Annotated in this window: 11 protein-coding genes; 3 read left to right on the forward strand and 8 right to left on the reverse strand. The window is 71.5% G+C overall.

What is annotated here, in order from left to right; all coding sequences use genetic code 11:
- The first annotated feature begins 14 nt into the window (after positions 1-14).
- The gene (locus I4J89_RS25290; protein WP_309238476.1) at positions 15-1,562 is read left to right on the forward strand and encodes a serine hydrolase domain-containing protein; all 1,548 of its coding nucleotides are present in this window, start codon (positions 15-17) and stop codon (positions 1,560-1,562) included.
- 149 nt (positions 1,563-1,711) lie between these two features.
- On the opposite strand, the gene I4J89_RS25295 is transcribed toward I4J89_RS25290, so the two are convergent.
- The 4 genes from I4J89_RS25295 to I4J89_RS25310 all read right to left on the reverse strand — a co-directional run bounded on the left by I4J89_RS25295 (position 1,712) and on the right by I4J89_RS25310 (position 5,279).
- Positions 1,712-2,617: a thermonuclease family protein gene (locus tag I4J89_RS25295; protein ID WP_196416547.1), complete on the reverse strand. Its 906-nt coding sequence runs from the start codon at positions 2,615-2,617 to the stop codon at positions 1,712-1,714.
- 392 nt (positions 2,618-3,009) lie between these two features.
- Positions 3,010-4,137, reverse strand: a complete 1,128-nt coding sequence (locus I4J89_RS25300) for an alpha/beta hydrolase family protein (protein ID WP_196416548.1) — start codon at positions 4,135-4,137, stop codon at positions 3,010-3,012.
- Positions 4,079-4,747, reverse strand: coding sequence for a hypothetical protein (locus tag I4J89_RS25305; RefSeq protein ID WP_196416549.1), 669 nt, complete (start codon positions 4,745-4,747; stop codon positions 4,079-4,081). Before I4J89_RS25305 ends, I4J89_RS25300 begins: the two co-directional genes overlap by 59 nt.
- 1 nt (position 4,748) lies before the next feature.
- A complete protein-coding gene (locus I4J89_RS25310; RefSeq protein WP_196416550.1) occupies positions 4,749-5,279 on the reverse strand; it encodes a DUF6653 family protein in 531 nt (176 codons plus the stop codon).
- Between the two features lie 116 nt (positions 5,280-5,395).
- Here I4J89_RS25310 and I4J89_RS25315 point away from each other — a divergent pair, with 116 nt between their 5' ends.
- Positions 5,396-5,836, forward strand: coding sequence for a hypothetical protein (locus I4J89_RS25315; protein ID WP_196416551.1), 441 nt, complete (start codon positions 5,396-5,398; stop codon positions 5,834-5,836).
- A gap of 16 nt (positions 5,837-5,852) precedes the next feature.
- Here the strand turns inward: I4J89_RS25315 and I4J89_RS25320 are convergent, their stop codons facing one another.
- From I4J89_RS25320 to I4J89_RS25335, 4 genes are all read right to left on the reverse strand, one after another.
- Positions 5,853-9,017 carry an ATP-binding protein gene (locus tag I4J89_RS25320; protein ID WP_196416552.1) on the reverse strand — a complete coding sequence of 1,055 codons (3,165 nt, stop codon included), beginning with the start codon at positions 9,015-9,017 and terminating at the stop codon, positions 5,853-5,855.
- A gap of 40 nt (positions 9,018-9,057) precedes the next feature.
- A complete protein-coding gene (locus I4J89_RS25325; protein ID WP_196416553.1) occupies positions 9,058-9,396 on the reverse strand; it encodes a TraR/DksA family transcriptional regulator in 339 nt (112 codons plus the stop codon).
- Between the two features lie 21 nt (positions 9,397-9,417).
- Entirely contained in the window at positions 9,418-10,143 is a 726-nt protein-coding gene (locus tag I4J89_RS25330; protein ID WP_196416554.1) for a rod shape-determining protein, read from the reverse strand.
- Between the two features lie 129 nt (positions 10,144-10,272).
- Entirely contained in the window at positions 10,273-11,004 is a 732-nt protein-coding gene (locus I4J89_RS25335) for a FadR/GntR family transcriptional regulator (protein ID WP_309238477.1), read from the reverse strand.
- A 227-nt stretch (positions 11,005-11,231) separates the two neighbouring features.
- On the opposite strand from I4J89_RS25335, the gene I4J89_RS25340 reads away from it, so the two are divergent.
- Positions 11,232-12,812: an ABC transporter substrate-binding protein gene (locus I4J89_RS25340; protein WP_196416556.1), complete on the forward strand. Its 1,581-nt coding sequence runs from the start codon at positions 11,232-11,234 to the stop codon at positions 12,810-12,812.
- Positions 12,813-12,856: the final 44 nt, after the last annotated feature.

The following is a 12,856-nucleotide window of genomic DNA, read 5'->3' on the forward strand; positions in this document are numbered from 1 at the left end:
CCGATGCTCAGACCGTGCTGACCAACGTGATCCTCGCTGTTCTGTCCGCTGTTCCGGTCATCCCGGCCCGCGCCGTGGCCGCGGTGGACGCCGCCGCGATCGACGCCGTCGTGCGTGACTACCGGCAGGCGACCCGGATACCGGGGGTGGCGGTGGCCGTCACCCGGGGCCGCGACGTGGTGCGCACGGCCGGGTTCGGGCGCACCGCGGACGGGATGGCCCTCACCGACCGCACCGTCACGCCGATCGCCTCGCTGAGCAAGTCGATCACCGCGCTCGCCGTGATGCAGCTGGTCGAGGCCGGCCAGGTCCGGTTGGACGCGCCGGTCCGCGACCATCTGCCGGAGTTCACACTGGCCGACGAGCGGGCCAGCGCGATCACCGTGCGTCAGCTGCTCGAGCAGACCTCCGGCCTGTCCGACACCACCAACCGCGCGCGCAGCCGGCCCGTTCCGGGCACGTTGCGCGAAACGGTCGCGGCGATGCGTTCGGCCAGGCTGGCCGCCGACCCAGGCACCCGGTACGAGTACCACAACCCGAACTATCAGGTGGCCGCCCGGCTCGTCGAGGTGGTCGACGGTCGGAGCTTCGACGACTACCTGCGGCATCACGTCTTTGGACCGCTCGGGATGACCGACAGCCGCACCATCGGCACGCCCGCCGAGGCGCCGGCCGCCGTTCGCGGTCACCGGATGATCGCCGGGATGCCGGTCGCCGTGCCCGAGCCGCCGGACTTCGGCAACGGGTCGGGTGGCGTGCTGAGCACCGCACGCGACATGGCCGCTTGGCTGATCGCTCAGACCACCGGTGACACACCGATCCTCTCGCCGGCCGGCATCGCCGCGACGCACCGGCCCGGGGCACACGGGACCTACGGTTTGGGCTGGGACATCGGTGAGACGCCAGCCGGGGCACCGCTCGTCGAGCACACCGGCGGGTTGATCACCGCCACCGCGTACCAGGCTGTGCTACCGGCGCAGGGCTACGGCATCGCCGTCATGGCCAACGCCGGCAGCCAGTACGGCGACGCCTCCGCCCTCGGCGCGCGCCTGATCGACCTGATCGAGGGTCGCCCCGGACCCGCGCCGGAGGGCACCGCGGCGCTCATCGGGATCGACGTCGTGCTCCTGCTGCTGACCGTCGGCGTCGCCGGGGTGGTCGTCCGCGGGATCCGGCGCGCGCGTTGCTGGGCCTCTTACCACCGGCTCGGCCGGCCGGCCACCGTGGCCCGCCTGCTGCCGTACCTACTACCGCTGACCCTGCTGGTGACGCTGGACCGAGTGGTCAGTTTTCTGTACCGCGGCCAGGACATCGCCTGGAGGCAGACTCTCTACCTGTTCCCGGCCTTCACGCTGTTGCTCGCCATCGCCACCGTCGGATGCATTGCGGTTCTTGCAGCGCGCCTGTACGGGACGTGCACGCCGCGGCGCGGGCAACCTGCCGAACCACCGGCGGAGCAAGCCGCCGCCGCTAAACAGCGGCGACCAACCGGGGTGGGCGAACCGCCGGTGGGGCAAGCCGCCGCCGCGGCTAAACGGCGGCGACCAACCGGGGGTGGGTGAACCGCCGGCGGAGCGAACCGCCGCCGCGGCTTTCCGGCGGCGACCAACCGGGGTGGGCGAAACGCCTGCGGGGCAAGCCGCCGCCCCACCTATCCAGCGGCGACCAACCGAGGTGGATGAAACGCCTGCGGGGCAAGCCGCCGCCCTACCTATCCGGCGGCGACCAAACGGGGTGACGGAGTCAGATTGAGCCGCCCGACGGCATCGCGCAGATCCTGCGGCCACAGCCACAACCGATACTCCGGGTCGATGCCGAAATAGTCCTCCGGGCCGTGCAGGACCCGGTTGCGCATGTCCGCGCAGTACCGCTCGCGCCAGGACCGTTCGTGGACCTTCAGCGGTTCGTCGCGCACCTTCGTGCGGGTGATCCGGAAGAGATCCTCCATGGCGCGGTACTCGTAGGCGAGCAGGGCGTCCGGCTCGGCCCAGATGCCGAGCCCGGTGGTGCGGGCGGTGGCCGCGGCCTGAATCATCAGGGCCAGGTCGTCGGCGCTGGGGACGGACGGGTAGATGACGAACGGCGCCGCCCAGCCGGAGGCGATCAGGTCGAGGTTGAAGGTTGGCCGCAGGTGTTTGGGAATCTCTCGGCGTTCCTTCTCGGTGTAGTTCGGGGCGACGTAGGCGAGCAGCCGGTTGTTGCCGTCGAACGGGCTGTCCGCCACGCGGATGAAGATGGTGCGTGGCGGCCCGTTGGGCCGGGCAAGGCGTTTGGTGATGTTCTGCTTGGCGAAGGCGGACGCCGCCTGGCCCTGCTGAAACTGCAGGGTGCCCGCCCGGCCGGTGTCCAGTTTCGGCAGCAGGAACTCGGCCAGCCCGGTGTCGATGGGCGCCTGGCCTTTGCGGATCCACTCCGCGAGCTGCGTGAACTCGTCATCGATCTCGGCGGCGCGTTGGGTGTTGTGGGCGGTCACCTCCGGGGTGTCCACCGACAGCATCCGGACCGGCATGCGAAGGTTCGGTGTGTCGCCGTCGGTCACGTCGACCAGCGGCTGATCACCCAACGGCGGCATGCTCGCGCCCGCTGGCGCCCAGAAGATCTGCACAGGCTCGGACATGTCGCCCCCACAGCGTGCGGCCGAATCGAGTGTCGGCACCCAGTCCACCATGTCCCCGTGCTCTGAGCTGCCAGAAATCCGACGAGGGCACGCTCCCGCATCGCGTCCACGGTGGGCAGGCCCCAACATTCGGGGCGTTTCAAACCAGGGTGTCCCACCCACGAGCCGGACGACTTCTGGCGACGGCACACCGGCCACGACCAGTGAGCCTTCGCGGTCGGGGTCCGCCGGCCGGATTTTCTCGGCCCAACGTGAGTGTTGTCTTGAAGCCGTTGAGACAGCATTGAGTGTGGGCCGAACAAGATCACCCTGGACCTCGACCACGAAGGCTGCGTAGAGCCGGTGCCCGTCGCAGCGTGACCCTGCCGGCAAGACGAGCCACCCTCACCGCATCAGGGCGGGAACGCCGTCGTCACCCTCCCGATCTCCTCCGACCCCAGGACGGCCGCCATGTCCGCCCCAGAGAGGAACGCGACCACCAGCGCCGTAGTGACCGACAGCATGCGCCCCGGCTCGATCGTGGTCCGGGCGAGCATGGGCACCACCAGCGAATCCGACCCCACTGGCAGGAACGGCACATCCATAAAGCTCAAATGACTGGCACCGCTGATCGCAACGGTGTGCGCCGGCTTCCCGGCCCGGTCGACGGTCGTCCAGCCGTCCAGGGTGATGGCCTTCTCAGCGGCATACCACTCCGCGTCGGGTGCCATGCCGGCCGCAACGGCGTCATCGGGTTCCAGTTCGAACTCGGCATGCTGCGCCAGCACCTGCAGCACCGGCCGGGGCACGCCTTCCCGGCCGACCTCGGTCCACACCGCGCCATCCAGGTTGACCGCGGCGATGCAGCGCGGATCCTCACGGCACCAGTGCAACGCTGCCGCACCACCGAACGAGTGACCGACCGCCGTCAACCTGCTCAAGTCGAGACGGCCCGCGAACATGTCATCAGCATCGAGTTCGGCGAGCCGATCGGCGACGAACGCCAGGTCCGCGGCCTTGAACCGGCACACGTCGGCGCGCTGCTGGAACACCGCGGGGTGCGTGCCGGTCTGCGGTCCGAGCGCGCCGGCGATCGCGGCCGGGTTCACCGGCACGGTCCGGCCGTCCGGGAAGACCGTCACCGCCGTCTCGTAGGTGTGGTTGATGCCCGCCACGACGAAACCCTGGCTGGCCAGTTCCTCGGCGATGCCGGACAGCAGCAGCGGCGGGAACCCGCTCGGCGACAGCAGCACGACCGGGTAGCCGGCCTGGCCGGCGGCCAGCGGCGCGCCGTCGACGCTGTGCGCCGTCAGCCCGGCCGCCAGGATACCGAGCATCTCGGCGGCGGCCTGCCAGGCGCCGGGCAGGTAGCCGGCGGGCGGGCCGGACGACGGCTGGGCCGGATACCAGATCCAGATCACCAGCGACCGGGGTTCGGCCGGATCCGGCGCGTACGGGTCGGTGCGGGATCGGTCGGTCCACTCACGAACGGTCCGGCCCACGGCGAACGGGCCCGTCGGCGGTGGCAGGGCTGATGTCATGGTCCACCCCTCCTTCCTCGAACGAGTCACGACGGTGCCGGGCCAGCACCACGACCGCCGCCATGAAGCAGAGCAGGCCGGCCGGGCCGATCGGTGGCGCGTGCATCAGCACGATCGAGGAGAGCGCGAGCAGCACCGTCGCCGACAGTGGGGCGCCGGCTCGGCGGACGGCGTCCGCGGCGGCCAGGACGGCCACCGCCCAGCCGATCGCTCCGATGGTCACGGCGAGGTCGTCGGATATCGGGTCATCCCACAGTGCCTGGATCGCGCGAGCGGCCGCAACCCGCTCGCCGGGCGGAGCGTCGTTGGTGTGCCGGACGAGCACTCCGACGGCGATGCCCTGGATCGCTTCGCCGGCGCCGTAGAACAGGACGAACACGCCGGCCGCCACCCGGCTGACCGTCGCCGCCGTCCCGCGCAGGCCGTCGAGGAGCAGGTAGACGGCGGCTCCGAGCAAGCCGATGAACAGCAGCGTGCCGAGGTGGACGATCAGCCAGCGATCCGCCTGGTCGCGAAGGCTGCCGTAGATGTCGCCGGCGTCGTGAGCCGGATGGAACAGCAGCAGCACCGCCCACGCCAGGGGAGTTCCCAGCAGGAACGCCAGCCGCATGTCAGTACTCCCACTTCGCGTACTCGGGGTGGCGGGCCTTCATGTCCTCGAATAGCAGCACCTGGCGATCGATGTACCAGGCTTTGGCGGTCTGCAGGATCACCAGGCCGGTGAGGGTGACGATGAGGTCGTAGCGGACCAGCCCGTAGGTGAGTGCCGCCGCGCCGATGAGCTGGATCGCGTAGGTCACGTTGAGGACGCGGGCGTTGAACTGCTCCGGCACCGGAACCCGGAGCCGCTCGGACCAGACGCGTTCGCCGAAGACGCCTCTCGACGCCCAGTTGCGGGTGGATCGCGGCTTGGCGAACAGCAGCGGGTTGATCATCATGAAGACCAGCGACAACACGATCGGTACGAGGGACCACCAGCCGATCCAGTCGCGGCTCCAGATGGACAGCGCGAGCAGCGGCAGGACGGCGAAGCGGGTGGCGACGCTTACCGGATTGGCGTGGCGGGTCCAGTTGTCGCCGGTGAGACCGAAGACTTTGGCGACACGCTGTTCGCTGGTGACCTTGACGGCTGGAGTACTCATCGCGGACCTCCTGGCAGCGATTCGACGGGTATGCCACGAGCGTGCGGGACCCGTCTTGACGGCGGCTTGGCGTACGCGTCAAGTGGCCGCCAAGCGGCGGCCGCGAGGATGACGCCGTGCTGTCGGAGATCGTGTTTCGCCGGCTCGGCGAGCCGGCCGAGCGGTCACAGGCAGGCGAGCTGCTCGTCGCGGGCGGCTGTGTCTACCGCTCCCCACGGCTGGCCGGCGACGAGCGGTGGTCCGGGCTGTGGAACCTCACCGCGGCCGACGGAGCCGCCCTGACGGCCGCCGCCGCCACGATGCGGATGTCGGCGCGGATCCTCGAGGTCCGCGCGCTGGCGGCGCGACCGGGGGAGCACTGCCCGGCGATGTGGGCCCGCCTGGTGCGCGAGCTGGCCGACACGTGCCGCGCCCGCGGCGCGGAGTCGATGGTGGCCGGGTTCGCCGGCGGCGACGCCGCCGCGGAGGGCCTGCTGCGCCGGGCGGGCTTCGACACGGCCTCGGATCCGGGGTTGCCCGGCCTCGACTCGATCAAGTGGGTAGCGCGCGAGGTCTGAGATGCGCGAGGCCGATTCAGACGAGCGCTTCCAGATCCGCGGCGGCCCGGCGGGCGATCAGCTCGGCGCCCTGCCGCCGGGCGACATCCAGCGAGAGCCGCAGGGCGGTACGGGCGTCGGCGGTACGCGGAGGCGCCGTCGCCAGAAGCGCCCGGCCGTGCAGCCGGTGCAGTTCCGCCTCGTGCATGCGCTCCCCGCTCCGCGCCACCAGAATCTGCGCCTCGGCCAGCAGCCGCAACGCCTCCTCGGCGTGCCCGGACATCGACTCGGCCTCGGCCAGCATGCCGAGCACCCAGGCCACCAGGTGCCGGGCGCCGCGTGACCGGATCTCGTCGAGGTTCTCCCGCAGGGTCGTGGCGCCGGCGACCGGATCACCCTCCATGGCCAGCGTCCACGACCGTACCGCTGCGGCGTAGCTGAACCAGGCCGGCAGCGGCCCGGCCAGGTCGAGGGCCTGGCGCGCGTGCGCGCCGGCCGCGGCCACGTCGCGGCGTAGCGCACTGATCAGCGCGGCACTGGTCAGCACACCCGCACGGACAAGAGGAGCATGGGTACGGGTACCCGCGATCGCGACATCCACCAGGGCGGCAGCCTCGTCCTCATGCCCGAGCAGGTCCAGAACCGGCGCCAGTTGCAGCCGCGCCGTGATCTCCACGGGCAGGAGCTCGTGCGGCCCGTCCGGCGTGTCCCGGGCCAGGTCGAGGCTGTGCTCCAGGTGCTCGCGCGCCGCACCCGGCTCACCCAGGCACCACAGGGTGCGTCCCATCGCGAGGTGCGCCTGCGCGTTGTCCGTACCCCGGCTGACTTCGAGCATCCGCTCCGCCAGCTCCCGCGCGTGTGTGTGCTCGGCGCGGGCGACCGCCACTTCGTAGAGGCTGCGGTAGGCCGCGATGGTGGCCGGGCCGTCACCCAGCTGTTCGGCCAGTTCGCGGGCGCGGGTGACGGCGGCGCGACCGGACGCCGACTGGGCGCCGTGCAGCTGGGCGGACAACGTGCCGAGCCGCATCTGTACGTCGAGTTCCGAGCGGGTGCGTTCGGGCGACTGCGGTTCGGCGGCGAGCAGGTCCAGCGCGTGCGTCAGGTGCTGTTCGGCCTCCTCGTGCGCCAGCGTCGCCAGCGCCTGGTCGGCGGCGGTCAGCAGGTGCGGCAGGGCGGTACGGGTGCCGACGACCGGCGCGGCCAGCCACCAGTGCACACCGCCACGATCGTCGAGTGCCTCGGCCACCCGGGCGTGCAGCCGCGCCCGGCGTACCCGGCTCAGCTCCTGGTAGATGGTCTCGCGCACCAGAGCGTGCGCGAACCGGAACCGGCCCACCGCCGCCTCCTCGTTCACCAGCCCGGACAGCAGCGCGGCCTCGACCGCGTCGAGCACGGTCTCGTCGGCCAGGCCGGAGACCTCGCGCAGCACGTCGAGGTCGAACTCGCGGCCGGCGACCGCGGCGACCAGCAGGATCGCCTGGGTCTGTTCCGGCAGGCCGGCCAGGCGGCGGCGCAGCACATCGCGTACGCCCGCCGGCACCTCGCTGGCAGCGGCCTGCTCGGCCGCGGCCAGCCGCCGTTCGCTGCCGAGCAGGCGCAGCAGCTCCAGGACGAAGAACGGGTTACCGGCGCTGCGGTCGTGCACCACGTTCACCAGCCGCTCGGTGGGCTTCGTGCCGAGCCGGGCGGCCATCAGTTGCCGCACGTCGTCCTCGGTCAGACCGCGCAGCGGGACGCGGTCCACCGCCGGCAGGCGTGCCAGGGCGGCCAGGGTGGCGGCGAGCGTCGTCTCGTCCGGTTCGCGGTAGGTGCCGACGACGAGGATCCGGGCGCTGCCGAGCTCCCGGGCCAGCACCGGCAACAGCCGCAGGGAGCCGGCGTCCGCCCACTGCAGGTCGTCGATCACCACGAGCAGCGGCCGCTCGGCGGCGAGCCGGCACAGCAGCGTCGCCACGGCCCGGCAGACCCGGAACCGCACCACCTCGACGTCCACGACCGGTGGCGCCGCTGGCGGCGGCCCGGCCAGTTCCGGCAGCAGCGAACCGAGTTCCGGCAGGTAGGGGGCCAGCATCGCCGGCCGGAGCTCGGCGGGAAGCTCGGCGAGCAACCGCTGTAACACCTGCGTCCACGGCCAGAACGGCGGTGCGCCGGGCTCCTCTCCGCAACCACCCCAGGCGACCGTGACAGACGCGTGCCGGCCGAGCTCCTCGGCGAGCCTGGTCTTGCCGACGCCCGGCTCGCCGGTGAGGAGCACCAGCCGGCCGTGCCCGTCCACGGCGGCGGCAAGCGCGCCGCGCAGTGCCTTCAGAGGCTCCGCGCGGCCGATCAGCGCGTCCGCCGGCTCGGGTGCGTCCCGGGGGCCGGCGTCCGCCGGCCCGCTGCGGATGGCCGGCGCCAGGTCGAGCTCCGGCGCGTGCTCGAGGATTTGCCGGTGCAACCGGTCCAGTCGCGGATTCGGCTCGACCCCGAGGTCCTCGCGCAGCACGCGGTGAATCCGCTGGTACGCCTCCAGCGCCTCGGCCTGGCGCCCGGCGCGGTAGAGCGCGAGCATCCGCAGGCCGTGCAGGCTCTCACGGTACGGATTGGCGCCGATCAGCTGGTCGAGCTCGCTGACGATGCCGGCGTGCCGGCCCAGCGCCAGGCCGGCGGCGATGCGGTCCTCGGCGGCGCCCAGCCGCAGATCGTCCAGCCGGGCTCGTTCCGCCCGAGCGAACGGGGCGTCCGGGAAGTCGGCGAGAACCGGCCCCCGCCACAGCGCGAGCGCCTGCCCGAGCGTGTCGTCGCCCCGATCCGGCTGCCCGGCGTCGAGCAGCCGCCGGCCCTCGGCCGTGAGCGCCTCGAACCGCGCGGCGTCCAGGTCGTCGGCGCCGATCCGCATCCGGTAGCCGGGCGCCTGGCTCACCAGCACCCGGGCCGGGGTTCGTGCCCCGCGTTCCGGTTCGAGCAGCCGGCGCAGGTGCGACACGTACGCCTGTAGCGACGCCATCGCCTGCGCCGGCGGTTCCTCGCCCCACAGTTCGTCGACCAGGTGCTCCAGCGACACCGTACGGTTCGCGTGCACCAGCAGGATCGCCAGGACCGCGCGCTGTTTCGGGCGGCCCAGCTCCAGCAGCCGCTCACCGGCCGCGACCTCGAGCGGTCCGAGGATCCTGAACTCCACCTGTCTCGTCCCGTCGCCGCCGGGCAGGAGCCGCACCGTCACCCTACAAAGCGACGAAGACCGGGACAACGCACAGATGACCTCAGAAGGGTTGCGGCTGGCACGGTGCGCATAGTGTCGCGTGCGGAGCGGTGTGCAGCCGGCCGACCGGAATCCGGTGCTGGCACCCCTCGCAGATGCCGTAGGTGCCTTCGGCCATGCGGCGCAGTGCCTGGGCGGCGTCGGCGACGTGTTGCCGGTGGGACATCGTGAGCAGTTCGAGGGTGTGGGGTTCGTAGCCGCCGTGGTCGGGCAGCCGTCCGTACTCGGTCAGTTCGGTCAGCCGGGCGGTGTGCACGGCGAAGGTCTCCTCGAGCATGCTGCGGAGCAGTTCGAGATGTGCACCGGCGGTATCAGTGGGTTCGTGCAGGATCGTGCTCATCGCCATCCTCCTGACAAGGGTTCACGAACGGGCCGGGTGACGCAGTGCTGACATGGCCGCCAGGCCGGCGCCGTTCAGGGCGGCGGTCCGCGGTGCCGCGGCTCGGTGTACCCGTAGCCGCGACGCCAGGGACAACGCCGATGAAAGTGCGGGGTGCAGGGCTCCGTCACCGACCAGCAGCAGGCCTCGCGCCTTGGCCGCGGCCAGGTCAGCGGCGGCGCGCTCGGTGTGCAGGTCCTCGATGTGACGGACGATGACGTCGCTGAGCAGTTCCACCGGGGCGCCCCGGTCGAGGTCGCGGGTGCCGAGCTCGGCGCGCCGGGCGGCGACGACCCGGCCGTGGCTCAGTAGTGCGGTCTCGGTGAGTTCGGCGCCGATGTCAGCGATCAGCAGGGCGCCGGCAGTCGCGCCCGAGCCGATGGCGGCGGCACGGACGGTGTCGATGAACAGCAGCCGGGTGGGCGAGAAGGCGGCCTCGAGGACGGTACGCAGCAGGGACTGCTCCGACTCGGAGGTCAGCACCGGCCGGCAGGCCACGACCACGTCCGAGGCGGGGACCGGCTGCGCGTACCGGCGGGCCATCTGTGTCAGGAGCGTGACGCATGCCTCGACGTCGATGACGCGGCCCCGGCGTACCGGGCGGCCGGTGGAGGCGAGCGCGTCGTGGGACGGTCCGCTGACCGTACCGTGATGCGCCGCCCACATGCCGACCGTGGCGCTGCCGAGGTCAACCGCGAGAGCGGGCATGGTGGGCTCCTTCCGTGCGGGTCTGTCAACCATCATTGCCGCCTGATCGAGGGGTCGCACCGGCCATGACCGGCGAACACAGGGCCGGCTTCTTGCCGGTGGACGGCAACCTGGATCGGCAGCCCCGGCTCAGCCGTCCTCCGGCCGGCTGAGTCGCCGGCGGATGCCGCTGAAGTGCTCGTTCAGGGCGGCGATCGACTCCTCGACGTCGCCGGCGCGCACCGCGTCGTAGACCCGCCGGTGCCGTGCGGCGATCTCGGCGGGCGTCTCGTCGGCCTCGTCGAGCTCGGCGTGCAGTGCGTGGTAGACGTCCCAGAAGGCCGCCAGCAGCTGGATCACCAGCGGGTTGCCGAGAGGCTGGTACAGCAGCTCGTGGAAGCGCTTGTCGGTCTCCGCGCTGACGGCGCCGGCGCGGGCCTCCGCCTCCATCTGCTCCATCACCCCGGTCAGCTCGTCGCCGGCCGCGCCGGTGCCGCGCTCGCGGATGACCTGCTGGATCAGCCCGGACTCCAGGACCTCGCGAATCTGCACCAGGTGGCGCAGGTCGTTGCGGCCGGCCTGGAGCGACATCCGCCCGTGGAAGGTCAGTTCGTCGACGAGCGAGACCAGCGACATGGTGCCGACGTACATGCCGAAACCGTGGCGGATCTCCACGATGCCGACCGCCTGCAGCGCCTTGAGTGCCTCACGCAGCGAGTTGCGGCTGACGTTGATCTCCTCGAGCAGCTCCAGCTCGGTGGGCATCGGATCGCCGGCGGTGAGGCCGCGCTCCAGGATCAGGTGCTTGATCTGCTGCTGCACCTCGTCGGTCCGGCTCGGCCGCCGCGGGTTGGCGGCGGCCGCCGCGGTACGCCGCCTCACCGGGGTCCCCGCATCGTTTCGTCCCTCCGGGGTGCCCGATGTGCGGGTTGTGCCACCGGGCGGCGGCCAGGTTGCTGATCCTGGCCGGTGGGGACGGGCTGCGGCTCTGTCATGACGGCTTCTCTCCGGGCGCTCTTGACCGTGTGCAGGCACGCTCCTAAGGTACCGCATACGAACTACGTCGGACGTAGGACGTCCTATGAACTTCAGATGGCTTGGGGGAGAAGATGGATAACAACGGTCTGTCGCGCCGGAACCTGCTGCGCTTCGCGGGCATCCTCGGCGCGGCCACCACGATCACCGCCGGCCTGGGGGCGTGCGGAGAGGGTGGCGACTCCTCCGGCGCGAGCGGCAAGACCATCGAGGCGACTCTGGCCTTCACGCTCTCCAGCGGCTTCGACCCGATGAACGCCTCCAGCGCGGTGGCCACCACGGTGAACCAGCACGTCTTCGAGGCTCTCGTCGACCTCGACCCGATCACCCGTAAGCCGTACCCGGCGCTGGCGAGCGCGCTGCCGTCCGCCGGCGGCGACGGTCTGACCTGGACCGTCACCCTCCGCGACGGGGCGAAGTTCTCCGACGGCACACCGGTCACCGCCGACGACGTGGTGTGGTCGTTCCAGCGGGCCCTGGATCCGGCCAGCAAGTCGCTGATGGCCAGCTTCATCACCTTCCTCGACACGGTGACCGCGAAGGACCCGCGGACGGTGGAGTTCAAGCTCAACAGCCCGTTCAGCCTCTTCCCGCAGCGCGTCGCCGTCATCAAGATCGTGCCCAAGGCGAAGACCGGGGATGCCGCGGCCGCCAAGGCCTTCGACACCGCGCCGATCGGCTCGGGCCCGTTCACCGTGGTGAGCGCCAACGCCACCGCCGGCGTGGTGATGGGCGTCAACCCGCACTACAACGGGCCACGGCCGGCCAAGGTGGAGAAGGTCACGCTGCGGACCACACCGGACAACACGGCCCGGCTCAACGACCTGCAGGGCGGGTCGTCGCAGGCGATCGAGGCGGTGCCGTACCTGGACGTCAGCGCCGTGTCCGGCGGCAAGAAGGTGGACGAGAAGCAGGCGTTCAACCAGCTGTTCCTGATGTTCAACTGCACCGCCGCGCCGTTCAGCGACAAGCGGGTACGGCAGGCGCTGCACTACGCCATCGACACCGACAAGCTGATCACCACGGCGTTGCAGGGTCACGCCACCGCCGCGACGAGCTACCTCGACGAGGGCAACGCCGGCTACCAGAAGGCCGCGACCGTATACGGCTACGACCCGGACAAGGCCAAGTCCCTGCTCGCCGCCGCCGGCGTCACCAACCTCTCCTTCGAGCTGGTCACCACCGACACCGCGTTCGTCAAGGACAGCGCCCCGGTGCTGATCGACGCCTGGAAGGCGATCGGCGTGACCGCCACCCTCAACACCAACCCGTCATCGGCGGTCTACGGCACCATCGTGCCGGGTGCCGGCTTCCGGGTCCTCGCCGCCAGCGGCGACCCCACGGTCTTCGGCCCGGACGTGGACCTGCTGCTGCGCTGGTTCTACCTCAACGACACCTGGACGAAGAACCGGCACCGCTGGGCCACCACCCCCGAGGCGAAGCGGTGCGCGCAGATCATCGAGGACGCCGCGAAGACCTCCGGCACCGCACAGACCGGGCTGTGGAAGCAGGCCCTCGACCTGATCGCCGAGGAGGTCCCGCTCTACCCGGTCCTGCACGCCAAGATGATCACCGCCTTCGACCCGGCCAAGCTCAAGGACTTCCAGGGCGCGGCCACCACCGGCCTCTACTTCCTCGGCGCCTCGCGCGGCTGATCCGTTGACCTCGCGACTCAGTGCCGCGGCCGCCTCCGGGCGGC

The organism is Actinoplanes aureus (assembly GCF_015704865.1).
Lineage (GTDB): Bacteria > Actinomycetota > Actinomycetes > Mycobacteriales > Micromonosporaceae > Actinoplanes > Actinoplanes aureus.